We start from the raw sequence: 23823 nt of genomic DNA on the forward strand, positions 1-23823 counted from the left end.
CGCTATTTGCTTAAAAACGGTATTTATATGCCTGAATATTGGCATAAATTTCAGGAGTTAAATCGCAGTAAGCAGTTGCATTTGGCAGTAAAACCAAGATTCGCTCATCCGTTTGCTGAGGATCAAAGGCTTGTTCTTTTAGCTTATTTTTTTGGTATTTAAACGTACCTGTGGTTTCGACTTTTTTCTGTACACGTAAAAATACTGGCACAGCATAAGCGGGTAAGCATTTTTTAAATTGTAGAACCATTTCACTACAATCTTGTTCGTTGAGTTCGGCACCATCGGTGAGCGTGATGGCAGCCATACCTGCACGGCCATTGGTATCTGGAATTTCTACGCCATAAACCACAGCTTCAGCAATTTTATCGTACTCACTCACCATGTTTTCAACTTCAGTGGTTGAGACGTTTTCACCTTTCCAGCGGAAAGTATCGCCTAGACGGTCGACAAATTGTGCATGTCGGAAGCCAATGTCTCGAACCAAGTCACCAGTGTTGAAGTATGAATCACCATGCTTGAATACATCTTTCATAATGACGGATTTGTTTTTTTCCGTGTCGGTATAGCCATCAAAAGGTGAGCGACGGGTAATTTTACCGATGAGTAAGCCAACTTCGCCTTTTTTCACTTTAATGCAGCGACCTTTAGCATCATGTACAGCTTCATTTTTTTCTTTATCAAACTGAATAATCGCATAAGGCGTTGGTGAAAAACCAACAGTGTTGTCAAAGTTAAACACATTACTAAAGCCGACGTTGCCTTCACTTGACGCATAGAGTTCAAGGACTTCTTCGACCCCAAAGCGTTCTTTAAACTTATCCCAAATGTTTGGTCGCATGCCGTTACCAATCATTTTTTTCACACGATGGCCTTTTTCAAGGTCTGAATGTGGGGCATCCATCAAATAACGGCAAAGCTCACCCACATAGCCAATGGCTGACGCATCAAATTTTTGTACATCTTTCCAAAACGATGAAGTTGAAAACTTGCGACGCAGGGCAAGCGTGGCGCTACCGGCAATCACCCCACACCAACAAACTACAGTACCTGTAGCATGGTAGAGCGGTAAGGTCACATACATCACATCATCTTTATTCAGATTAAGGACGTGACCATATGTTCCATAAGCCAAAGTCCAACGGCTGTTGGTGAAAATCACCGCTTTAGGTAAGCCTGTTGTCCCAGAGGTGTAGATATAAAATAGGCCGTCTTTGCCTTTTACACTTGCAGTGGTGGGTGTGTTGAACTTTGGAAATTCATCAATCGCTTCTGCAAGGTTTAAGAAGCCTTTAGGTGCTTGACCGGCATCAACACGAGTGGCTTGATCTGCAAACCAATGTAAACGATCTGTAGCCACACTGAGATCATTACGAATATCTTCTACGGCTTGACGGCATTCTTCGCCCACAATTACCGCAATTGGGTTCACTAAGTTGATGCTGTGTGTCAGGACTTTGCCAACTTGTGAGGTGTTGACCAAGGCACTGGTGACGCCAATTTTGGCTAAAGCCACGATAGTTGCCACGAGTTCAGATCGGTTTTCGATCATCACCGCAATCACATCACCTTTTTTTGCGCCGAGTGCTAGGTAATAGTGACCAATTTGATTGGCCCATTCATTGAGTTCGTTATAGGTGTATTTTTGCTCTTCAAAATATAGCGCATAGCCTTTGGGATTACGCTTTACGGCTTTTTCAAATGCAATCCCTAAGCCTGCGGAAGTATTTGGGGTACGTAAATAGGCTTGCTTTAGACCACTCAACAGGTTGGGTACTTTGCTAATGAACGCGGGAATTTTTGCTGCAACATCAGCAATCCCAATAAGGTCGTGTTGTGTAGTTTGGCTCATGTGAATCCTATTTATTTTTCGTAATCCGATACGGTCTATTTCTTTGCAATGAAATTTGTAGCAAATTCTACAATTGTCTTTTAATCGTTTCGATCTAGTGCAATCAACCTAATTTGACAAAAGTATCAAAAAAAAACCAGTCACCGAAATGACTGGATTTTTTTATTCACCTGCAAAATAGCAAATTACTGCTCAGTTGCGGTGTTTGCTTTTTTCGGTGGACGACCGCGAGGACGACGAGGGCGTGCAGGTTTTTCACCTTCAGCGGCCGAGTTTTCGTCTACAGGAACCTCAACTTTCTTTTCCGCTTCAACGGCTTGAGCTTTTTCTTCTACTGGTTTAGTAGGAGCTTCAGACACTTCTTCCGTCTTTTCAGGTTGCGCACTCACATCCAGTTCAGCTTGAACGGGTGTCAGTACTTCAGCTTGAACGGGTTCAGGTGTTTCAGTTTGACCTGCAACGTCGGATACATTGGCTTCAACTGTAGCAGCTTTAGCTTCTGCAACTACAGGCGCCTCAATAGCAGTGTCTGCGACAGGCGTAGCTTCCACCTCAGCATGTGCTTTTGCTTGGTCTTGTTTCGCTTGTTCAGCGGCAAGTTTAGCAAGGCGACGACGCTCACGTGGGTCATTAGCAACACGTTTATCTGACACAGGCTTTGGTGGTGTCAAATCCAACATTGGCGCTGGTTCAGCTTCAGGTGCAGCTTTTGTAACTTGAACATCACGAGTGACAGGCTTTTTCTCTACAGCTGCTTCAGCTGCAGGTGCAGTCAAAGTCGCGGCATATTCTTCCGTGAATTTTTGCAATGCACGGTTGAATGTTGGAATTAAGCCAAATTGCTCAATCAGTACTGAGCAGTCTTCACCGTATACATGCTTAATCAAGCTGCTTACAGTGTATTGACCTAGTGTCGGCACTTGAGATGGCGAAATTTTCGGAGCCTGTGCTTGTTGAGCGCGAGCTGCACGTTGTTCGCGGCGGCGCTGACGAGGGTCATTGCTTGCACGAGACGGTTTTTGCTGCGCATGCTGTGGTTTATATCCTACTTCTTTTGTTTCAGTCGCAGGTTTTTCCACTTTTTCTGCTTCAACGACAGCGGCTTTTTGGACTACTGGGGTTTCTACAGGTTTTTCAACTGCTGGGGCAGTATTTAGCGCTACGATTTCGCTTTGAGCTTGATCAACATTTACTACAAGTGCTGTTGGCATCACGTCTTGACGTGGTGCATTAACAACTTCAACTTTAGGTTGACGTTGATTGCGGTTTTCAGGTTGTTGCTCAGTTGCAACTTCCTGAGCAATCGCTTGCTCGTTCAATACGCTTTGATCGCGGTGGCGATTTGGGCGATTTGGACGTTGTTGGTTGTTGCGGTCACGACGTGGAACAGACTGCGGTTGTTCATTGTTTTGAACATCTTGCTGTACTTGTTCGTTGTTGTGTTGACGGCGTGAGTTACGGCGGTTTTCACGTTGGTCTTGACGGTTGTCTTGGCGCGGTTCTTGACGTTCAGAACGTTGCTCTTGGCGTTCGTTTTGACGTGCTTCGTTATTACGCTGTTCTTGACGGTCTTGACGTGAAGGTTGTAACACTTCTTCATGAACTTGATGCGATTGAGCTTCTTGTTCACGTGGTTCTTTATGCTTAGTACGCTTTTTGTTGTGACGTTTTTCTTCACGGTCAGCTTTTTCTGAATGGCTGTCACGTTCTTGTTTGTGCACAACAGAAGAAGGCGCAAGGTAAGCATTATTGTCTACGACAACAACAGGCGCTGCCGATGCAGGGGTAATTTGACCAAACTGGCCACGGCTTGCAGCACCGCTATTTACCATTTGTTCAATTGCAGCAGCGGCATTGTTTGCAGTACGCGACTGGTCAACGGTTGCAGCTTGTTTTTGAACAAATAAGTTTTCTAACCATGCACATGGACTAGATGATGCTGCAGGAGCGGCAACTTGTGCAGGTGCTTGTTGAGCAACAACGGGTTGTTGCTTATTCTTTTTGTGGCCTTTTTCTTGTTGTTGTACAGGTGCTTGTTGCTGAGCAGCAGCGGCCTGTTCTTCACCTAAATGCCATTCAGATGCTTCGTAACCCAATTCTTTTTCGCTAGAACGTGTCGCTTCAGTGCGTTCATAGCTTGTAGGTGCAAAACCTTCAGGGTTATACGAAATTTCGTAATGTGGTGTTTCTAGGTGAGGGTGTGGAAGTACAGTCACACGAACATTTGAAGTTTGTTCAAGATATACAAGGCTGTGACGCTTTTCATTCAATAAGAATGCAGCAATTTCAACAGGCACTTCAACTTGAACTTCACCATGACGTTCGCGTAGCGCAATTTCTTCCACTTTACGCATAATTGAAAGTGATAAAGAACGTAGGTCACGTACCATACCTGTGCCATGACAGCGTGGGCACACATAACCTGTGGCTTCTTCAAGCGATGGACGTAAGCGTTGACGGCTCATTTCCATCAAACCAAAGCGTGACAGTTGACCGAATTGGATACGTGCACGGTCACTTTGTGTTGCTTCACGAAGTTTAGCTTCAACCATACGTTGGTTACGGTCTTTGGTCATGTCGATGAAGTCGATCACAACCAAACCACCGATATCACGTAAACGTAATTGGCGAGCGATTTCTTCAGCAGCTTCAAGGTTGGTATTGAGCGCTGTATCTTCTACGTCGCTACCACGTGTTGATTTTGCAGAGTTAATATCAATTGAAACCAATGCTTCAGTTTGGTCAATCACAATTGAACCACCAGAAGGAAGTTTTACTTCACGTTCATAGGCAGTTTGGATTTGACTTTCGATACCAAAATGAGCAAATAACGGTTCATTTAACGTATAGGTTTTTAATTTGTCGATTTGACGTGGCATCACCGCTTTAACAAAGTTATACGCTTCGTTATACGCTTGCTCAGAGTCAATCAGAATTTCAGCAACATCATCACGTAAATAGTCACGAATTGCACGTGTAACCACACCGGCTTCTTGGTGAACCAACATTGGTGATGGACCAGAACTTGATGTGCTTTGGATTTGTGCCCAAAGGTCCAGCAAGTGTTGAAGGTCAAGTTGGAGTTCTTCTTGAGAACGACCAATACCTGCAGTACGTACAATCACGCTCATGCCACGAGGGACATTTAAAGACGCCAACATTTCTTTCAATTCTTCACGAACTGAACCTGAAATTTGACGGCTAATACCGCCACCTTTCGGGTTGTTTGGCATCAAGACCAAATAACGACCAGCAAGAGAGATAAATGTAGAAAGGGCAGCACCTTTATTACCACGTTCTTCTTTTTCCACTTGAACCAAAAGCTCAGTGCCTTCAGTGATCAATTCGCGGATGTTTGAAGTTTGGCGAGGATCTGCTTTGTAATAAGAATTAGCGATTTCGCGCATCGACAAGAAACCTTGACGACCTGCACCGTATTCAACAAATACAGCTTCTAAAGACGGCTCTACGCGAGTCACATGACCTTTATAGATATTCGATTTTTTTTGTTCACGGGTACGATTCTCTAAGTCAAAATCGTAAAGACGCTGACCAGTGACAAGTGCAACGCGAATTTCTTCGGCATGTGTTGCATTAATCAACATACGTTTCATGGGTGTAACACCTAATAGTGATACACAGAAGAACATCGCCTGACTCGTAGCGAGCATCAGATAGCATGGATCAAGTTGCACAGATCGAAAAACATCATCTGTGCATGTGTACCGACCTTCTTTGGGCGGGCAACGGTTTTTGATTCACGTATTGATGATGGCAATACGGCTTCAATCTTTTAAACGATTAAAGTCACCTGAACGCGTTTCACTGGCGGACAAACGGTGCATTGGATGTGAGTAACTTTCACTGTCACATTGCTCGAAGAGCATCCATTCATATCTGATAGAGCGTCTTGATACGGAATTATCATCGTACCTTTACAAACTGTGCAGATCCAATGCATCAAACGTTGTGGCCTGAACACGATTTCCAGGGAGCGACTGGTCTGATGTGTATCAGTTTACGTTTAAAAACCAACCTTGGTTGGCACATATTTTTTTGGGGCAAACTGTTTTATGTACCTACGGCACAATTAAACGCAACAGTTTGCAGTTTTGCCGATATAATAAGCCTTCGGCGTCGGCATAATTCTTTTGGGACCTTTCCGAGCTAAATGAGTAATTGCTTGAAAGTTCAATGACAGTAAATACTGAAATGAATCAACTTTTACTCAGTTACGGTGGTTTCCGTGCGCTGACTATATCAAACCTTGCATCATCTGCCTATGGGCTAAGCTTATGTTTCTTGCGAAAAGTATAGCTTAAATGATCAATTTTTAATCAATTTTAGTATTTTTTTAGGTCACAGTAACTGTATGAATTCTACGCAAGAATGGCAAAGCGTCACCTGGTTTGAAGTGGACGAGCATCAGGCGGGTCAACGTATTGATAATTTCCTGTTTAGTCGTCTGAAAGGTGTGCCTAAAAGTCGCATTTATCGTCTGATTCGTGAAAGCCAAGTCCGCGTCAATAAAAAACGCGTCAAAGCGGAAACCAAACTCAATATTGGTGACCAAGTTCGAGTTGCTCCAATTCGTTATGAGCAAAAAGATGAGTCTGCGGTTCCCGTATCGGACAAAGTCGCGCAAAGTTTACTGAGCCGTGTGGTGTATGAAGATGAAGGCTTAATGGTGGTAAACAAACCTTCTGGTATTGCTGTTCACGGCGGTAGTGGTGTGGCGTATGGCTTGATCGAAGGTTTACGTGTCGCAACAGGGAAGAAATACCTTGAGCTGATTCACCGAATTGACCGCGACACTTCTGGTTTGGTGATGATTTCGAAAAAACGTAGTGTGTTAAAAAGCCTGCAAGACATGTTACGTGAGCACAAAATCCAAAAAACTTATGCTGCTGTGGTGAAAGGCGTGGTGAGTTTGGATAAGCAGCTCATTGATCAGCCTTTGCATCGTTACGAACTGGCAAATGGCGAGCGTCGTGTTCGTGTATCACCTAAAGAAGGTAAAGAGTCGAAGACGCTGTGGAACGTGAAAGAACGTTTTATGCATGCCACATTGGTGTATGCGTCTCCACTTTCGGGCCGTACCCATCAGATCCGTGTACATGGTTTAAGTATTGGTCATCCATTGGTGGGCGATGAAAAATACGGTCATGAAACTGAATACCGTGGTCCAAAGCCACGTCGTTTATGTCTACATGCTATGCGTTTAGAAATTCCGGGTTACCAAACCATTGAAGCGCCATTGCCAGAAGATATGCAAAGCCTTGTGGCGCAGCTACGCGCGCAAAAAGCCGACAAAGTGGTGAAGTCTTCAGAAGATGACGAGTAAGTTTTAAATACGAGACTTCTCTCCCTGAGCAGGACTGCTTCGTAAGTTTTCTTTCGCCCTCTCCTTTAAGGAGAGGGCCGGGGTGAGGTAAATAAATTGATGCACTCCAGAATCTGAATTACCAAACACTGAATCAAATCTAGGAAAACGTATGAACTCAGCTGTAAAACTAGTCATTTTCGATTGGGATGGCACTTTATTTGATTCTGTGGGTCAAATTGTAGCGAGTTTAAAATTTGCAGCAGATCAATATTCACAGCCGCTGACCGATGCTGATGCGAAAAGTATTATTGGTTTAGGTCTGCCGGAAGTCGCACAGCGGTTATTTCCGACGGTTCCTGAATTGCACAGCGACATTTTGCAAAGTTATGCCGATCACTATGTGGCCCATTCCAAAGGGGATATGTGGTTTGATGGTGTCGCGGATATGTTGCAGGAATTACGCGATGCCGGTCTACAATTGGCTGTTGCAACAGGAAAAAGTCGTAAAGGTCTAGACCGTGTCTTGGCTCAAACGCAAAGTCATGAGCTATTTTGTGCGACCCGAGCAGCCAGTGAAACCAAATCTAAGCCAGATCCATTAATGTTGGCAGAAATTTTGGCGGAAACAGGGCTGCGTCCTGATCAAGCCATTATGGTCGGTGACACATCTTATGATTTAGAAATGGCCCTCAATATTCAGATGCCACGTGTAGGCGTGAGCTATGGAGTGCATACTGTAGAAACACTCCAGTATTTTCAACCCTTACATATTGCACATAGCGTAGGTGATTTGACTGAATTTCTACTAGAACACGTGAAATTACGTCTAGCTGTATAGTTTTAGATACAAACGAGTAAAAAGGGTGAAATTTGTTTTCACCTTTTTTGTTACCAAATGAATAGTAATGCAAGCTCTACTTGTTGAAATGAGTAAATTCAATTATTTAAAAAAGTAATAACACTAGATTTTTCTACAATAACAAGCAGTCTTCTAGCAAATTTACCTTAAAAAGTTGAGCGCAACTATTTGGCCTTTTACCACAAGTTGGAATAGATTTTTTGTTTGAATTTTTGGTTTTATCTTATTGTTGTTTATTGATTTATTTTTAAATTTTCAATTTATTAAACTAAATCAGATGAAATTAAACACCTATGCGTAAAAGTTGGCCTGACGCTAAAATAATCTTTTAATCTTATCTTTTAGTCGTATAAGCCAAGTTTTTTAGTAGAGATTCAGATTTAAGGGCGAAAAAAATAGTGAATTTTATTTAATTATTTTGACTTAAGTTTTTGAATATTAATAATAAATAATGATTAATTTATAGCTAATAGCTATAGTCATAAATAAAATAAGTATTGGTATTCACTTTCTAAAATCTCGATGCTAAATGCATCTAAACATAACGTGTAGTATGTCAAGTGAAATGCTTTAGGCGAATCCTGACATGACTTTCATCACTTTGATTTTGATGGTGATCGGGATGAAACACGTTGTGCATCCAATTTTTGCAGTTTAAGGAAACATTGATGTCGAATTCTGCTGTTGTTGAATCAGTTGCGCAAGCATTACGCGATGCGGAAGTAAATCAGGCTGCGATTGCACCGATCCGTCCACAACTTGGTGGTGAAAGTGCTGATGTAGATATTGCTTATGCCGTTCAAGAAGTGAATACCAAACGTGCGGTGGCAGAAGGTCGTCGCCTTGTAGGTCGTAAAATTGGCTTAACTTCAAAAGTTGTACAAGCGCAGTTAGGCGTTGATCAACCTGACTTCGGTATGTTGTTTGCTGACATGGCGTATGGCGATGGTGAAGAAATCCCTGCTGGTTTATTGATTCAGCCAAAAGTTGAAGCAGAAATTGCTTTGGTGATTAACCAAGATTTGACCAAAGAAAAACACACCTATGCAGACATTATTAGTGCAACAGAATATGCACTGCCTGCAATTGAAGTGGTCGATAGCCGTATCGAAAACTGGAAAATCTCGTTGATTGATACTGTGGCAGATAACGCATCTTCAGCAGGTTTTGTACTGGGTTCTAAGCCTGTAAAACTTGCAGATCTTGACCTTGTAAATTGCAAAATGGTCATGACGCGTGGTGAAGAAGTGGTTTCACAAGGTGTGGGTAAAGCGTGTCTTTCTAACCCATTAAATGCAGCAGTGTGGTTGGCTGACGAAATGGTTCGTCGTGGTCGTCCATTGCTTGCAGGTGACATCGTATTGACCGGTGCTTTAGGCCCAATGGTTGTGGCAAATCCTGGTGATGAATTCAAAGTTGAAATTGAAGGCTTTGGTTCTGTGACTGCAGCATTTGCAGCGAAATAAGCTTGGGTTTTACGGAATTTTTAAGAGTACACATTCATGAAAAAGATTAAATGTGCATTGATCGGTCCAGGGAACATTGGTACTGACTTGCTTTACAAACTTCAACGCAGCGAATTTTTAGAACCAGTATGGATGGTTGGTATTGACCCGACGTCTGAAGGCTTGGCTCGCGCTGCTAAAATGGGTTTAAAAACCACTGCTGAAGGCGTAGATGGTTTACTTGCACACGTAATTGAAGACGACATTAAAATCGCATTTGATGCAACTTCTGCCTATGTTCATGCTGAAAACAGCCGCAAATTAAATGAACTTGGCGTGTTAATGATTGACTTAACACCTGCTGCAATCGGTCCATTCTGCGTACCACCAGTAAACTTAGAAGCGTTATTGGACGCAGGTGAAGTTCCGAACGTCAACATGGTGACATGTGGTGGTCAGGCAACGATTCCTATGGTTGCTGCGATTTCACGAGTTCAGCCTGTTGAATATGGCGAAATCATTGCAACAGTATCAACAAAATCTGTGGGTCCAGGTACACGTAAAAACATTGATGAATTTACTCGTACGACTGCTGGCGCTATTGAAAAAGTGGGCGGTGCGAAACAAGGTAAAGCGATCATCATCATTAACCCTGCTGAGCCACCACTGATGATGCGTGATACTGTTCACTGTCTTGTTGAAGGTGAACCAGATCAAGCAGCAATCACTGAATCTGTACATGCGATGATTCTTGAAGTTCAAAAATATGTACCAGGTTACAAACTTGTAAATGGTCCTGTATTTGACGGTAACCGTGTTTCAATCTTCTTAGAAGTTGAAGGTTTAGGTGATTATCTTCCTAAATATGCAGGTAACCTCGACATTATGACTGCGGCAGCTGCACGTACTGCAGAAATGTTTGCAGAACGCGTTTTATCCACTGTTGAAGCTTAAGGAGTAGCCACATGTCTAAGGTTATTATTCACGATATGACTTTACGTGATGGTATGCACCCAATGCGCCATCAAACATCTATCGAGCAAATGATTGCTATTTCAACTGCGCTTGATGATGCCGGTGTACCGCTGATCGAAGTTACTCATGGTGACGGTCTTGGTGGTAACTCAGTGAACTACGGTTTTGCTGCAGCAACTGATGAAGAATACTTAAAAGCCGTTATTCCAAACCTAAAACAGGCGAAAGTGTCTGCACTTTTACTTCCTGGTATCGGTACGGTTGATCATTTGCATATGGCACATGATGTTGGTGTTTCTACGATTCGTGTAGCAACACATTCAACTGAAGCAGACGTTTCTGAACAGCATATTACGGCTGCGCGTAAACTCGGCATGGACACTGTGGGCTTCTTGATGATGGCGCACATGGCGACACCAGAGAAATTACTCGAAGAAGCACAAAAAATGGTGTCTTACGGTGCAAACTGTATTTATGTAACAGACTCTGCAGGTTACATGCTTCCTCAAGATGTGACTGACCGTGTAGGTATCTTACGTGCAAACTTGGGTTCAGAGATTGAACTTGGTTTCCATGGTCACCATAACTTAGGTATGGGCGTGGCAAACTCTGTTGCTGCTGTTGAAGCGGGTGCGATCCGTGTCGACTTGGCATCTGCTGGCCTAGGCGCAGGCGCAGGTAATACACCATTAGAACTATTCGTTGCGGTGGCGAACCGTATGGGTATGGACACTGGCGTAGACTTGTTCAAAGTTCAGGACGTTGCTGAAGAATTGGTTATACCAATGATGCATCAGCCTATCCGTGCTGACCGTGATGCAGCAACTTTAGGTTATGCAGGTGTGTATTCTTCATTCCTATTATTCGCAAAACGCGCTGAAGCGAAATACGGCGTATCTGCTCGTGAAATTCTTCTTGAGCTTGGTCGTCGTGGTACGGTTGGTGGTCAGGAAGATATGATCGAAGACCTAGCGTTGACGATGTCTAAAGCGAAAGAGGCAAATGCTTAATTTGCTTTAAAAAAAAGCGCCCGAAATGGGCGCTTTTTTTATGTCTGAAGTGGCTGTTTTGGTTTGAGATGGGCTTGAGGCATGGAAAGCGGATTGAAATAAGAAAAGTTCTGCGAACCAATGGTCGATTTCGAGCAGTCATGGTGGTGAAATTTAACTTTAAGTTTTTGATTATTATATAAATTAAATATCATGTTATAGTTAAATTTTATAACTAAAATAAGGATAAATCTCAGCAAAAAACTTTGATTAAACTTAAAAGCAATTAATACAGCGTATGTAATTGCGAAAAATAAAAAACTTTCTATTTTACGTTAATAAAACATGGGGTTAATTTAATCAGTCGTTCTAAATAATAAAAAAGAGTTATTGTTTTAATCTCTAAGGAAAATAACTAGAAATAGCTTCCAAAGTTCAAGTCGTACAAAAGCCTGATAAACCTTAATACTGTAGTCGGATTTTTTTCCAAGGTATTGTTGAGCATGATGATGTCATAGCTTAATTTGATCACTGGGAATAAGCCATGCGTCGTCAAAATTTATGGATAGCAATTCTTGCTGCGACAGCAACATTAGGAACATCTGCAACTTATGCGGACTTTGTTGACGACAGCCAAGTACAATTGAAATTTAAAAACTTCTACTTAGACCGTCAAATTAAAGAAAATCCGGCGGGTAACTGGGGTTCATGGTCACAGGGTGTGACTTTGGATGCCAAGTCAGGGTATCAAGATATTGGTGCAGGTATTCAAGTGGGTGCTGACCTTTTGGTTCAACATGCATTTAAACTTAATGCACGTGATAAAAACCCAGACTGGATCTTACCGCACGATGGTAAAGAATCAAAAGATAACTTTGGTAAAGTGGGCGTGACCCTGAAAGCCAAAGTATCTGAAACTGAGTTGAAAGTGGGTGAGTTATTACCAGTTTCTCCAGTGTTGGTTTTCGATCCATCACGTCAGTTAATGACGACTTATAGCGGTGCATGGTTAGAATCGAAAGAGATTAAAGATACTAAGTTAACTTTGGCATACATTGACGGGATCAATAACCGTTATGACAACCAATTCCGTGATTTATCAATGTTCGCTCCAGGTAAAAGATTACCAGATGGCACCATGGGTCATTATGATCTTGGGCCAACTTCTGATGGTATGTATATTGCGGGTATTGACCATCAATTCACACCTGAAATTGGTGGTAGCTATTGGTATGCCGATGTTCAAGACATTTACACACAGCAATATGTCGGCGCGAACTATAAAACTAAGTTAGGTGACAAAGCCAAACTGGATAGCCATATCCGTTATTTTGACAACTCGGATTCGGGTGACAAACTGTATGGCGAAATTGATAACCAAGCGTTATCGGTTGGTGCGAAAGTGAATTACGGTTCGCATACCTTTGGTTTGGGTTATCAACAAATGTTTGGTGATAATGCATTCCCAACACTGGGTGGATGGGTGCCGCAGCCGTACTTAGTCAACTGGGGTATAGCAACATTTACTGCAAAAAATGAAAAATCATGGGGCTTTACTTATGGCTATGATTTCTCAGAAATGGGTGTGAAAGGCTTAAATACAACTGCTGTGTATTTCACAGGTTCAGATGCAGAAATTGCTGGTCTTAAAGATCAGAAGTCAGATGAATTGAACTTAATTGTGAACTACACCGTGCCTGAAGGTAAGTTGAAGGGCTTAGGCTTCCAGGCAATGTATATCGATGCCGATTTCGATTACAAATCTGACTTGCAAGAGTACCGTGTAGCGACAACTTATACCTATAAGTTCTAATTTCTCAGGATAAAAAAGAGGGAAGTGGATTCATTGCTTCCCTTTTTATTCGCTGGGTTATTTAAAAAAGAAATACCTCAAAGATTTTATGGATATATTTTTGATTTATATATTTAAAAAACAATAACTTAAATTATAGTCTATTTGTTGTTTATGATCGTAAATATGTATCAGTTAGCAGTGGCTGAACAGGTAATATGAGACTGTAAAAACCACAAAATCCAAAAGAGTCCCCCTTGTGTTTAAATCCGTTATGGATTGAAACATAAGCTCTACGCAATACGAGGAGCATGTATGAGCACTGTTCAGATTCCTGACTATACAACTGATTCATTCTTTGGTTTAGAAGATAAATGGATTGAAACTGCTGAAGGCGAATTAACGCATTACCACGAAGTGGGTGAAGGCACACCAATTCTATTTTTACACGGTTCAGGTACAGGTGTATCTGCTGCTGCTAACTGGTGGTTGAACCTACCTCAAATTGGTGAACAAGCACGTTGTATCGCTATCGATACGATTGGTTATGGTCAAACTGTTGTTGCACCGAATACTGCTTATGGTATCCGTGCTTGGGTTGATCACGCTGTACGTACGTTAGATGCCCTAGGTATTGAAAAAACTTGGTTAGTGGGTAACTCACTCGGTGGCTGGTTAGCATTCCAAATGGCTTTGGACTATCCAGAACGTGTATTGGGTATCGTTTCTATGGGTACAGGCGGTGCTAAACAAACTGCAGCACTTAAAGCACATGCAAACCCTGTATTAACCGAAGAAGGCATCAAGAAAACCTTGTCTATGTTTGTTGTAAACAAAGACTTGATTACTGATGAATTGGTAAAAGTACGTTTCGCTTCTGCTGCAAATGACTATGCATCAAATCGTTTGATGGATGTTGTTGGCGCACGCGACCGTGACCGTTTCGAATTCCCACTCGACTTCGAAAAAATGAAAGACATTACTGTGCCAGTATTGTTGATTCACGGTGTACAAGACGTGGTGATTCCAGTATCTCGTACGTGGGATATTTTGAATACCGTTCCTCATGCTGATGCGCATATTTTCAGCCAATGTGGCCACTGGTCTCAAGTTGAAAAAGCAGAAGAATTCAACACCGTGATTAAAGATTATTTAAAAGCGCGTGGTGTGTAATTTCTTGTCACTGACATGAAATTCAAAAAAAGGATGGTTTTGCCATCCTTTTTTTTATATAAATCTTTTGAAAGAAATACTTTAAATGAGTATTATTCTCATTAAAAGGTCGACAGTGTACGGTCTAAATCAGTAAAAAGGCATAAAATAAGCTCATCTAAATGGTTGGGGATGGGGAATTATTTATTAGACTTAAGTTGTAAATCGGCTATTTTTAGCAATTTTTATCAATGTCTAAACTAAAATTTATAAGTTATTTTCCATCAAGTCGATATGCATGATAGATAAAATGCGTCGATTAAAACATTTAAACGATTAAAAAAGCGACTTTTTAGCCATAAAAAAAGCACCATTATTCATTTTAAAAATAATGGTGCTATATCTATAAATTATGACTTGGCGAAAATTAACGCTGTTCGCGATTAATATCGAGATAAAAAACTTTGGTTAGCAGTTCAAGGAATTTATCTACAGCCACAGAACTCGCCGTTTTTCGGTAACTTACATACAAGTCTAGATACGGTAATTCGACATCTAAAGGACGAATCACCGTATTGTTCATGGTCAATGGCGCGATGTATCCCGGTAGGATCGTGCAGCCTAAGCCCATGCCGATGGAGTTAATGTTAAACAGGATATTGTCGGCTTTTTGCACGATATTAAATTGAATACCATGGGTCGAAGCAAAGTCCAAAATGGCTTCATGCAACGTGCCAGATTGTTCACGTGCAGGAATGATAAAATCAATACCATTCAATGCTTTAACTGGAATACGTTCGTACTTCGCTAAAGGGTGATCTTTGGGTAAAATAAAGATCAATGGTTCACGTAATACAAACTGACTTTCAATTTCGTCGCTATGAAAGTTATTGCGAGTAAAAGTGATATCTAGTTCACCTTTTTGTAGCAATTTCATCTGATCGCGATTATTTAAACTAAGTAATTCAATTTTGAGTTCTGGGTTTTGAACACGTAGATTAGGCAGTACATAAGGGAAGATTTTCATCTCTGCGACAGGCACAAAACCAATCCGTAGCATCTGCTGTTTGGCTTGTGAAACCTGACGTGCCATCGCTACGGCCTTGTCTGCTTGAGCTAGTGTCAAACGTGCTTGTTCTAGAAATACGGCACCTTCTTCTGTGAGCTCAACTTTACGTTTAGTACGGTGCAACAGTTTTACGCCGACATCTTCTTCAAGATCTTTAATTTGTTGGCTTAAAGAAGGTTGAGCAGTATAAAGTTTTAACGCAGCTTTACTGAAATTGAGTTCTTCAGCAACAGTAATGAAGTAGCGTAAGTGTCGTAATTCCATATAATCAACCCGTGGAGTAATCCAAAAAATGTCTTACTTAGAAGTTCGTTCAGTATAATCTATAAACAACTATTGCGTGAGGATTATTTTGCCATTCACGAAATAAATGGTGTTCTCGGTAATTTAAAAAAAATACTATAAAAAAAATCTACCGTAATAATCCATAAAATCTCTTAATTAAAACAAAATAAATATTTCCCGAATATCGCTCTAAAATCCATCATCGTTGAAAAGTTGAGTCTATTACTTTGTGCCTTATGGTCACAGGAGAGCTTTTCATGAGTGGAAAAATTGATGTGCGCGAAATCGATGCTTTAGTCGATGCACAAAATGGACGTATCACGCCATCTATCTATACAGATCCAGACATCTACGAACTTGAATTAGAACGTGTGTTCGGTCGTACATGGTTATTCCTATGCCATGAGAGCCAAATTCCTAAAGCCGGCGATTTCTTCAATACCTATATGGGTGAAGATCCAATCATCGTGGCACGTCAAAAAGATGGCTCAATCAAAGCATTCTTAAACCAATGTCGTCACCGCTCTATGCGTGTGAGCTTCGCGGACTGTGGTAATACACGTGCATTTACTTGCCCGTACCACGGCTGGTCTTACGGCATTGACGGTTCTTTAAAAGATATTCCACTTGAAGACCGCGCGTTCCCGCACGGTGCTTGCAAAGAGAAATGGGGTCTTGTTGAAGTTAACCGTGTTAAATCATACAAAGGCTTAGTATTCGCTTGTTGGGATGAAACAACACCTGACCTAGAAGAATACATGGGCGATATCGCTTGGTACTTAGATGGTGTTCTTGACCGTCGTCCAGGTGGTACAGAAATTATCGGTGGTGTACACAAGTGGGAAATCGAGTGTAACTGGAAATTTGCAGCTGAACAGTTTGCATCTGACCAATACCACGCATTGTTCTCTCACGCATCTGCGATCCAAGTACTTGGCGCGAAACCAGATGACGAATCATCTAAGAAATTAGGTGCTGCACAAACAGCTCGTCCAGTTTGGGAAACTGCGAAAGACGCGATCCAATACGGTTCACGTGGTCACGGTTCAGGCTTCTTCTTCACAGAAAAACCAGATGCAAACGTTTGGGTAGATGGTGAAGTTGCAAACTACTTCCGTGAAACATTTGATGAAGTTAAAGAGCGTTTAGGCGAAGTACGTGCTTTACGTCTTGCTGGTCACAACACCATGTTCCCAACATTGTCTTGGTTGAACGGTACAGCAACACTTCGTGTATGGCACCCACGTGGTCCAAACAAAACTGAAGTGTGGGCATTCTGTATTGCAGACGCTGAAGCATCTCAAGAAGTGAAAGAAGCATTTGAGCGTTCTGCGACTCGCGCATTCGGTCCTGCTGGTTTCCTTGAGCAAGATGACTCTGAGAACTGGATTGAAATTCAAAAAGTTTTACGTGGTTATAAAGCCCGTCAAAACAAATTAATTATGGAAATGGGTAAAGGCAACGAGAAAGTACGTGAAGATGGTATCCCGGGTATCACTAACTATATTTTCTCTGAGACTGCAGCACGTGGTATGTACCGCCGTTGGGCAGATTTATTGATTCATGAAAAATGGGAAGACGTTGAAGCTGCGGCTGACGAATATGAGAAGGAGCTTATGAAATGAGTCAAATCAGTTTAGAACTTCATCACCAAATTAGTCAGTTCCTCTATCGTGAAGCAAAATTGCTTGACGACTGGAAATTCCGCGAATGGTTAGACGTATTGGCAGAAGATATTTCTTATACCTTGCGTACTACACCGAACGCTCAAACTCGTGACCGTCGCCGTTCGATCGAGCCACCTACAACTTGGGTATTTAACGATACCAAAGATTTGTTGGAACGCCGTGTTGCCCGTCTTGAGACAGGTATGGCATGGGCCGAAGAACCTCCTTCACGTACAACACACATGGTTTCAAATGTAATTGTTGAAGCGACTGAAGTTGAAGGCGAATACGACGTTTACGTAACGTACTTGTTGTACCGTACCCAGAAAGAGAAAGATGTAACAATCTACTGTGGTAAGCGTCACGACAAGATCCGCAAAGTCGACACTGAGCAAGGTTTCGAAATCTTCAACCGTAAGATTACCCTTGATCAGGTGACTTACAACTCACATAACCTGAGCGTGTTCTTCTAATGAATAAGATTTTTGTTTGCCAAGTTGACGAATTAGACGAAGGCGAAGCATTGAAAGTAGATTGCGGCGTTAACGGTATCGATGCGCTTGCAGTATTCAACAACAATGGCGAATTTTTCGCGATGAACGACCGTTGTTCACATGGTAATGCTTCAATGTCTGAAGGTTACCTTGAAGATGATGGCACTGTTGAATGTCCACTTCATTCGGCTCGATTCTGTTTGAAAACTGGTCAAGCATTATGCTTACCAGCAACAGATCCTATCAAGACATTCCCTGTGATTGTTGAAGATGGTGCTTTATACGTAGAGATGGCAGGAGAGTAATCATGGGTTGGCTACAAGGCGAAGTTGCACTTATTACCGGTGGTGGTTCAGGCTTAGGCTGGGCATTGGTTGAACGTTTCTTAGAAGAAGGTGCACAAGTTGCTGTTCTTCAACGTTCTCAATCGAAAGTTGATGCATTGAAAGAACATTTTGGTGACCGCGTGCTTGCGATCGCAGGAGATGTAGCCAGCTATGAGGATAATGTTCGTGCAGTTCAAGCAACTGTAGAACATTATGGCAAACTTGACTGTTTCGTCGGAAACGCAGGTATCTGGGATCATTACGCAGATATCGTCAATACATCGGGTGAACAGCTGGAGAAAGCTTTTGATGAGATTATGGGTATTAACACCAAATCTCTCATCTTAGGTGCCAAAGCTGCACTTGATGCATTGATAGCTTCGGAAGGTTCTATCATATTTACTTTGTCTAACTCAGCACTGTATTCGGCAGGCGGAGGCCCTGTATACACAGCGTCTAAGCATGCTGGCGTTGGGATTATGAAAGAATTAGCCTATGAGCTTGCGCCTAAAGTACGAGTGAACGCTGTTGCTCCGTCGGGTATGAATGTAAACATCAAAGGTGCTGCTTCTTTAGGCCAAGAAAACCTCGGTCTACTCGATGCACGTGATCCTGAGAAGATTGCACGCGGCATGCCGCTCAATTTCTTACCCGAACCTGAAGATATGACTGGTTCATACGTGTTATTGGCTTCTCGTCAAAACAACCGTCCATTAACTGGTGTTTTAATTAATGCTGAATGTGGTCTGGGTATCCGTGGTTTACGTCAACCACGTGCTGGCTTCTTTGACGAGATTTAATTCGCCAAATACGTAAAGGACTTACTCGGCAGCCGTCTTGGCTGCCTTCCGTTTAGGAGTCACCCATGGCCGTTAAACTTATTTGTGCATCGCACAGTCCCCTAATGGAATTCGCTTCTCCGCAAGAGAAATACAAAGAGGAAAAAGTTCGCGAAACTTTTGCCAAACTTGCTAAAGAAGTCGAAGACTATAATCCAACATTGATCATTACTTTTGGTCCAGACCATTTCAATGGTTTCTTCTATGACCTCATGCCATCTTTCTGCGTCGGTATTCGTGCCAAAGCAGCAGGTGATTGGGATTATGGTAAAGACAATGACCACATCAATGTGCCTGAAGAAACAGCAATCAGTCTGGTTCGTCGCGTATTGGATGAAGGTGTCGATGTTGCATACTCTTATCGTATGCAGGCAGACCACGGTGTGACTCAACCATTACATTTCCTTTGTGGTGGTAAGCTTGATCGTTATCCAACGATTCCAATTTTTATCAATGGTGCAGCTGCACCGATGCCAACAACCAAGCGTACAGTCGCTTTGGGTCGTGCAGTCGGTCAGTTCATTAAATCATTGAACTTAGAGAATGAACGTGTACTTGTTTTGGGTACAGGTGGTTTGTCTCATGATCCACCAACGCCGCAAATGGGTTCAGTTCCACCAGAAGTGGAAGAGTTCCTGATTGCAGGTCGTAATCCAACTGAAGAGGCACGTAATACACGTCAAGGCAAAATCATTGCTGTCGGTCAAAAACTCGCAGCGGGTGATACTTCTGTCGCAGTGCCTTTAAACCCAGAATGGGATCGTGCATTGCTTGAGACGTTTGCCAAAGCTGACTTTGCTGCCATTGAAGCAATGACTGAAGCTGAAATTCGTGTTGAGGGTGGTCGTGGCGGTCAAGAAGTTCGTTCTTGGATGGCTGCTTTTGCTGCACTACATGAAGTGGGCGAATATGACATGACAACACATTGCTACGAAGACATTAGTGAGTGGATTGCGGGCTTCGGCATCGTATCTGCAGAATTGAAATAAGGAACAAACCCATGAGCCAAAATGGTATCGAAACCATCGTTATTGTTGGAGCTGGTCAAGCTGGTGCTAGCGCCATTTTAGAACTCCGTGCGAACAAGTATGAAGGCAAAATCATTTTGGTGGGTGATGAAACACATCTTCCTTATGAACGTCCGCCTTTGTCTAAAGACGTAATTCTAAAACCTGAAGAGACCAAAATTGAAATTCTGTCAGAAGAAAAATTGGCAGAACTCGGTGTTGAACATATTCGTGGCAATGGCGCTGTAAAAATCCATAGCGATGCAAAAACAGTTGAACTGAAAAATGGTGAAATTGTGTCATTTGACAAGTTGCTTCTAGCAACTGGTGGTGCAGCACGCCGTTTACCGAATTTCGATGCTTTGGGTAAACACGTTTATACCTTACGTAACCTTGAAGATTCACAAGCATTGGTGCCTGTATTACAAGCGGGTCGCCGTATTGTATTGATCGGCGGTGGTGTGATTGGTCTTGAGCTTGCATCTTCAGCACGTTCTAAAGACTGTATCGTGACCGTGATTGAAATGGGTCCAATGGTGATGGGGCGTTCATCTCCACGCGTATTGAGCGAATTCTTATTGGCTCAACAACGTCTTGCAGGTGTGGATGTTCGTCTTTCGACTTCTATTGCTGACTGTAAGCTTGATGGCGAAGAAGTGGTGATCACGCTTGAAGGCGGCGAAGAACTTCGTGCCGATGCAGTGATCTATGGTATTGGCATTGTGCCAAATGCTCAACTTGCGGTTGATGCAGGTTTAGACGTTGATTTTGCCATTAAAGTGAATGATAACTGCCAAACTTCGCATCCAGATATTTATGCAGCGGGTGACGTTGCGACTCAGCTTCGTGACTGTGGTAACCACCGTCGTGTCGAAACTTGGGAAAATGCGAACTTACAAGCAGGTATCTTTGCTCGTCATGTAATGGGTGTTGAACATCCAACCCCAAATCCAGCGTGGTTCTGGACAGATCAATTGAATATCAACTATCAATTTGTGGGTGATATGGCTGCAAGCGAATGGATTGCACGTGGCGAAGTAAATCCTGAATTAGCTGCAGAATCATCATTTGTTTTGTTTGGTGTTACTGACGGTGTAATCGTGGGTGGTATCACTGTGAATGCTGCGAAAGAGATGCGTCATTTGAAAAAATTGATTAGCAAGAATGCGGCGTTTGAAGCGGATAAATATTTAGATTTAAGCCAAGATTTACGTAAACTTGTAAAGTAAGCTGAATATCTAAGAGGAGCAGACTTGCGGTAACGTAGGTCTGTTTTTTTATGTCTTTAGTTTTAGCATCGCACTTATAAAGCTATTTTGTAGTCCATGTATATAGTTTTAGCTTATGTAGATCTATTCAACGGTTTTAATCCTCCCCAGCCCTCCTTTTTCAAAGGAGGGAGTAGTCTTTGTGAAGAATGGATTTCTTTTGGATGGTTCCCCCTCTTTTTTAAAGAGGGGCTAGGGGAGATTATTGATCGTTTGAGGAGAAGTCCATATACCCCAAACGATCGGTGGCATTCATACCGCCTCCAATTTAGTTGATAAAGTGGAGAGCAATAATTGGTCTTAAACTTTATTAGTTACTGGTCTTACGAGTAGTTCCAGATCTGAATAGTGGGTTTCAGGTTAAGTCGTTAGAACAATCAAATTTGAGAATGAAATGAAATCTTCACTGCCGCTGACGGCAAGTATATATGCTCTTTTGGTACTGATTTGGGCGACGACGCCGCTCGCGATTGTGTGGAGTGTACAGGAAATACATCCGATGTGGGTGTTGATTATCCGTTACTTCGGTGCATCTATTATTGCGCTGTTTTTGTTGAAATTGATGCGTGATCCTTTGCCGTTTGATGAAACCTCATTAAAAAGTTATGTGGCAGGGAGTTTGAATTTGATTGGCGCACAGTTATTTATTTATCTGGCAGCCAATTATCTCACCTCTGGTTTAATGGCACTGATTTTTGGTTTTTCACCCTTAATTGCCGGTTTGATTGGCCATGTAATTTTAAAAACACATAAATTGGTCGCTTTGCAGTGGTTGGGCATGGCGGTTGCAGTGGGAGGTCTAACTTTTGTCTTTGCAGATTCTGCTGATAGCAAAGTCAATCCAATTGGCGTTGTACTGATGCTAATCAGTATGGTGTCATATATCAGTTCGATTTTTTGGGTGAAACAGATTAACGCACCGTTAAAACCGATGTCTCAGGCAACAGGTTCTCTGATTGTTTCTGCCTTGGGTTCGGTACTCATCATTCCTTTTATCTGGCAGCATTTTCCAACCGAATTGCCAAGTGGCCGTGCCATGATAGGTTTTGTCTTTACCATGATCATGTCATCTATTGTGGCAATGCTGTGTTACTTCTGGCTGATCAAACGTTTGGCGGCATCAACGGTGTCACTCAGTAATGTGATGACACCTGTCATAGCATTGGTTTTGGGAGCTACGTTGAACAGTGAACATATTAGCTCCAATGCCTTTGTTGGAATCGTGGTCGTGATGTTTGGTATTGTGATGTACTTTTGGAAAGAGTGGCACGAGCAATATTTTAATAAAGTACGTTGAACCGTGTACATCTACAGAATTATAAGGAAGCTGCGGCTTCCTTTTTTGTTCTATACCTTTGCGCTAAAGAGCGTGTTTCACATGGAACATGATGGCATTGTCGAAACAATCGACAGTTGGTGTAAAAACAACAAAATAACAAACAACAGCTACAGTCAGTTTGAGTACTATGGAATGAGCTATAAAATCAAATAGATCTGTTTGATAAAAATAAATTTAGGACAATTTTAAATGTCTGAATCTAACAAAATCGTGGTATATGCAGCGCTCTTCGGCAATTTAGCGATTGCACTGGTGAAGTTTGTCGCTGCCTATATCACGAATAGTTCTGCCATGTTGAGTGAAGCCATTCACTCTGTGGTTGATACTTTAAATGAAATCTTACTGCTCTACGGTATGAAAAAATCGCAGCAGCCAGCAAATGCACGCCATCCGTTTGGCTATGGGCGAGAGCTGTATTTTTGGGCTTTTATTGTGGCGTTGATGGTCTTTGCTTTGGGTGCGATCGTGTCGATTTATCAAGGGGTTAGTCATATTTATCATCCCGAAGAAATGCAAAATCCGATGATTAACTATATCGTGTTAGGTATTGCGATTTTGTGTGAAGGGACCTCTTGGTTTGTGGCCTTGAAAGCATTTCGTAAAATCAAAGGGAAACAGGGCTATTTTGAAGCATTTCGACGCAGTAAAGATCCGACGACATTTACCGTGTTATTTGAAGACTCAGCAGCCCTGATTGGTCTGTTTATTGCCCTGATCGGTATCTATTTATCACACGCGCTGAATATGCCAATGCTTGATGGTCTGGCATCAATTCTAATTGGGGTTGTACTCGCTATTTCAGCAATTTTACTTGCACGTGAGACTAAAGGATTGCTCATGGGAGAAACTGCTGACCCACAATTGAGGCATAATGTCTTGATGGTTGCAGAGCAAGATCCAGCAGTGCATTCTGCCAATGGGGTGTTAACAGAGCAGATGGGTGCACATCAAGTTTTGGCATCTTTGAGTCTTGAATTTAAAGATAATTTAACGTCAGATGATATAGAAGCTTGTGTCAACAGAATTGAAGCACAAATTAAACAGCTTCATCCTGAAATTGTGGCACTCTTTGTCAAGCCTCAATCTCGGAAGGTTTGGCTTGAGCGCATGAAAGGTCGTCTTGATCAATAGGTCTGCGA

Annotated in this window: 18 protein-coding genes and 1 pseudogene; 16 read left to right on the forward strand and 3 right to left on the reverse strand. The window is 42.2% G+C overall.

Annotated features, from left to right (window positions below):
• Positions 1-10: 10 nt before the first annotated feature.
• Positions 11-1852, reverse strand: coding sequence for a long-chain-acyl-CoA synthetase (locus tag FTT85_RS01010; protein WP_180182614.1), 1842 nt, complete (start codon positions 1850-1852; stop codon positions 11-13).
• A 185-nt stretch (positions 1853-2037) separates the two neighbouring features.
• Positions 2038-5466, reverse strand: coding sequence for an Rne/Rng family ribonuclease (locus FTT85_RS01015; protein ID WP_180182638.1), 3429 nt, complete (start codon positions 5464-5466; stop codon positions 2038-2040).
• 394 nt (positions 5467-5860) lie between these two features.
• Here FTT85_RS01015 and FTT85_RS18915 point away from each other — a divergent pair.
• The 8 genes and pseudogenes from FTT85_RS18915 to FTT85_RS01050 all read left to right on the forward strand — a co-directional run bounded on the left by FTT85_RS18915 (position 5861) and on the right by FTT85_RS01050 (position 14411).
• Positions 5861-6169 (forward strand): annotated as a pseudogene (locus tag FTT85_RS18915) (hypothetical protein).
• A gap of 55 nt (positions 6170-6224) precedes the next feature.
• The gene (locus tag FTT85_RS01020; protein WP_180182615.1) at positions 6225-7196 is read left to right on the forward strand and encodes an RluA family pseudouridine synthase; all 972 of its coding nucleotides are present in this window, start codon (positions 6225-6227) and stop codon (positions 7194-7196) included.
• A 151-nt stretch (positions 7197-7347) separates the two neighbouring features.
• Positions 7348-8016 (forward strand): HAD-IA family hydrolase, encoded by a 669-nt coding sequence (locus FTT85_RS01025; RefSeq protein ID WP_180107109.1) that lies wholly within the window; start codon positions 7348-7350, stop codon positions 8014-8016.
• Positions 8017-8705: 689 nt separating this feature from the next.
• Positions 8706-9503 (forward strand): 2-keto-4-pentenoate hydratase, encoded by a 798-nt coding sequence (gene mhpD, locus FTT85_RS01030; RefSeq protein ID WP_078189749.1) that lies wholly within the window; start codon positions 8706-8708, stop codon positions 9501-9503.
• Positions 9504-9539: 36 nt separating this feature from the next.
• Positions 9540-10436 carry an acetaldehyde dehydrogenase (acetylating) gene (locus FTT85_RS01035; RefSeq protein WP_180182616.1) on the forward strand — a complete coding sequence of 299 codons (897 nt, stop codon included), beginning with the start codon at positions 9540-9542 and terminating at the stop codon, positions 10434-10436.
• 11 nt (positions 10437-10447) lie between these two features.
• Positions 10448-11467, forward strand: coding sequence for a 4-hydroxy-2-oxovalerate aldolase (gene dmpG, locus FTT85_RS01040; protein ID WP_180182617.1), 1020 nt, complete (start codon positions 10448-10450; stop codon positions 11465-11467).
• 523 nt (positions 11468-11990) lie between these two features.
• Complete coding sequence (locus FTT85_RS01045) at positions 11991-13259, forward strand: OprD family outer membrane porin (RefSeq protein WP_180182618.1); 1269 nt, start codon at positions 11991-11993, stop codon at positions 13257-13259.
• A gap of 294 nt (positions 13260-13553) precedes the next feature.
• Positions 13554-14411: an alpha/beta fold hydrolase gene (locus tag FTT85_RS01050; protein WP_078192776.1), complete on the forward strand. Its 858-nt coding sequence runs from the start codon at positions 13554-13556 to the stop codon at positions 14409-14411.
• A gap of 406 nt (positions 14412-14817) precedes the next feature.
• On the opposite strand, the gene hcaR is transcribed toward FTT85_RS01050, so the two are convergent.
• Positions 14818-15723 carry a DNA-binding transcriptional regulator HcaR gene (hcaR, locus tag FTT85_RS01055; RefSeq protein WP_078189744.1) on the reverse strand — a complete coding sequence of 302 codons (906 nt, stop codon included), beginning with the start codon at positions 15721-15723 and terminating at the stop codon, positions 14818-14820.
• Between the two features lie 278 nt (positions 15724-16001).
• Here hcaR and hcaE point away from each other — a divergent pair, with 278 nt between their 5' ends.
• The 8 genes from hcaE (at position 16002) to FTT85_RS01095 (ending at position 23815) form a co-directional block, all read left to right on the forward strand.
• Positions 16002-17369, forward strand: coding sequence for a 3-phenylpropionate/cinnamic acid dioxygenase subunit alpha (gene hcaE / locus FTT85_RS01060; RefSeq protein ID WP_067763943.1), 1368 nt, complete (start codon positions 16002-16004; stop codon positions 17367-17369).
• Entirely contained in the window at positions 17366-17884 is a 519-nt protein-coding gene (hcaF, locus tag FTT85_RS01065; protein WP_078192773.1) for a 3-phenylpropionate/cinnamic acid dioxygenase subunit beta, read from the forward strand. Before hcaE ends, hcaF begins: the two co-directional genes overlap by 4 nt.
• Positions 17884-18210, forward strand: a complete 327-nt coding sequence (hcaC, locus tag FTT85_RS01070) for a 3-phenylpropionate/cinnamic acid dioxygenase ferredoxin subunit (RefSeq protein ID WP_067763933.1) — start codon at positions 17884-17886, stop codon at positions 18208-18210. The genes hcaF and hcaC overlap by 1 nt, the downstream gene beginning before the upstream one ends.
• 2 nt (positions 18211-18212) lie before the next feature.
• Positions 18213-19031: a 3-phenylpropionate-dihydrodiol/cinnamic acid-dihydrodiol dehydrogenase gene (gene hcaB / locus FTT85_RS01075; protein ID WP_078192772.1), complete on the forward strand. Its 819-nt coding sequence runs from the start codon at positions 18213-18215 to the stop codon at positions 19029-19031.
• A 65-nt stretch (positions 19032-19096) separates the two neighbouring features.
• Complete coding sequence (locus tag FTT85_RS01080; protein ID WP_180182619.1) at positions 19097-20059, forward strand: 3-carboxyethylcatechol 2,3-dioxygenase; 963 nt, start codon at positions 19097-19099, stop codon at positions 20057-20059.
• An 11-nt stretch (positions 20060-20070) separates the two neighbouring features.
• A complete protein-coding gene (gene hcaD, locus FTT85_RS01085) occupies positions 20071-21306 on the forward strand; it encodes a 3-phenylpropionate/cinnamic acid dioxygenase ferredoxin--NAD(+) reductase subunit (RefSeq protein ID WP_180182620.1) in 1236 nt (411 codons plus the stop codon).
• A 433-nt stretch (positions 21307-21739) separates the two neighbouring features.
• Positions 21740-22642, forward strand: a complete 903-nt coding sequence (locus FTT85_RS01090) for a DMT family transporter (RefSeq protein ID WP_180182621.1) — start codon at positions 21740-21742, stop codon at positions 22640-22642.
• Positions 22643-22873: 231 nt separating this feature from the next.
• Positions 22874-23815 (forward strand): cation diffusion facilitator family transporter, encoded by a 942-nt coding sequence (locus FTT85_RS01095; RefSeq protein ID WP_180034972.1) that lies wholly within the window; start codon positions 22874-22876, stop codon positions 23813-23815.
• Positions 23816-23823: the final 8 nt, after the last annotated feature.

The organism is Acinetobacter sp. YH01020, assembly GCF_013420275.1.
GTDB lineage: Bacteria > Pseudomonadota > Gammaproteobacteria > Pseudomonadales > Moraxellaceae > Acinetobacter > Acinetobacter amyesii.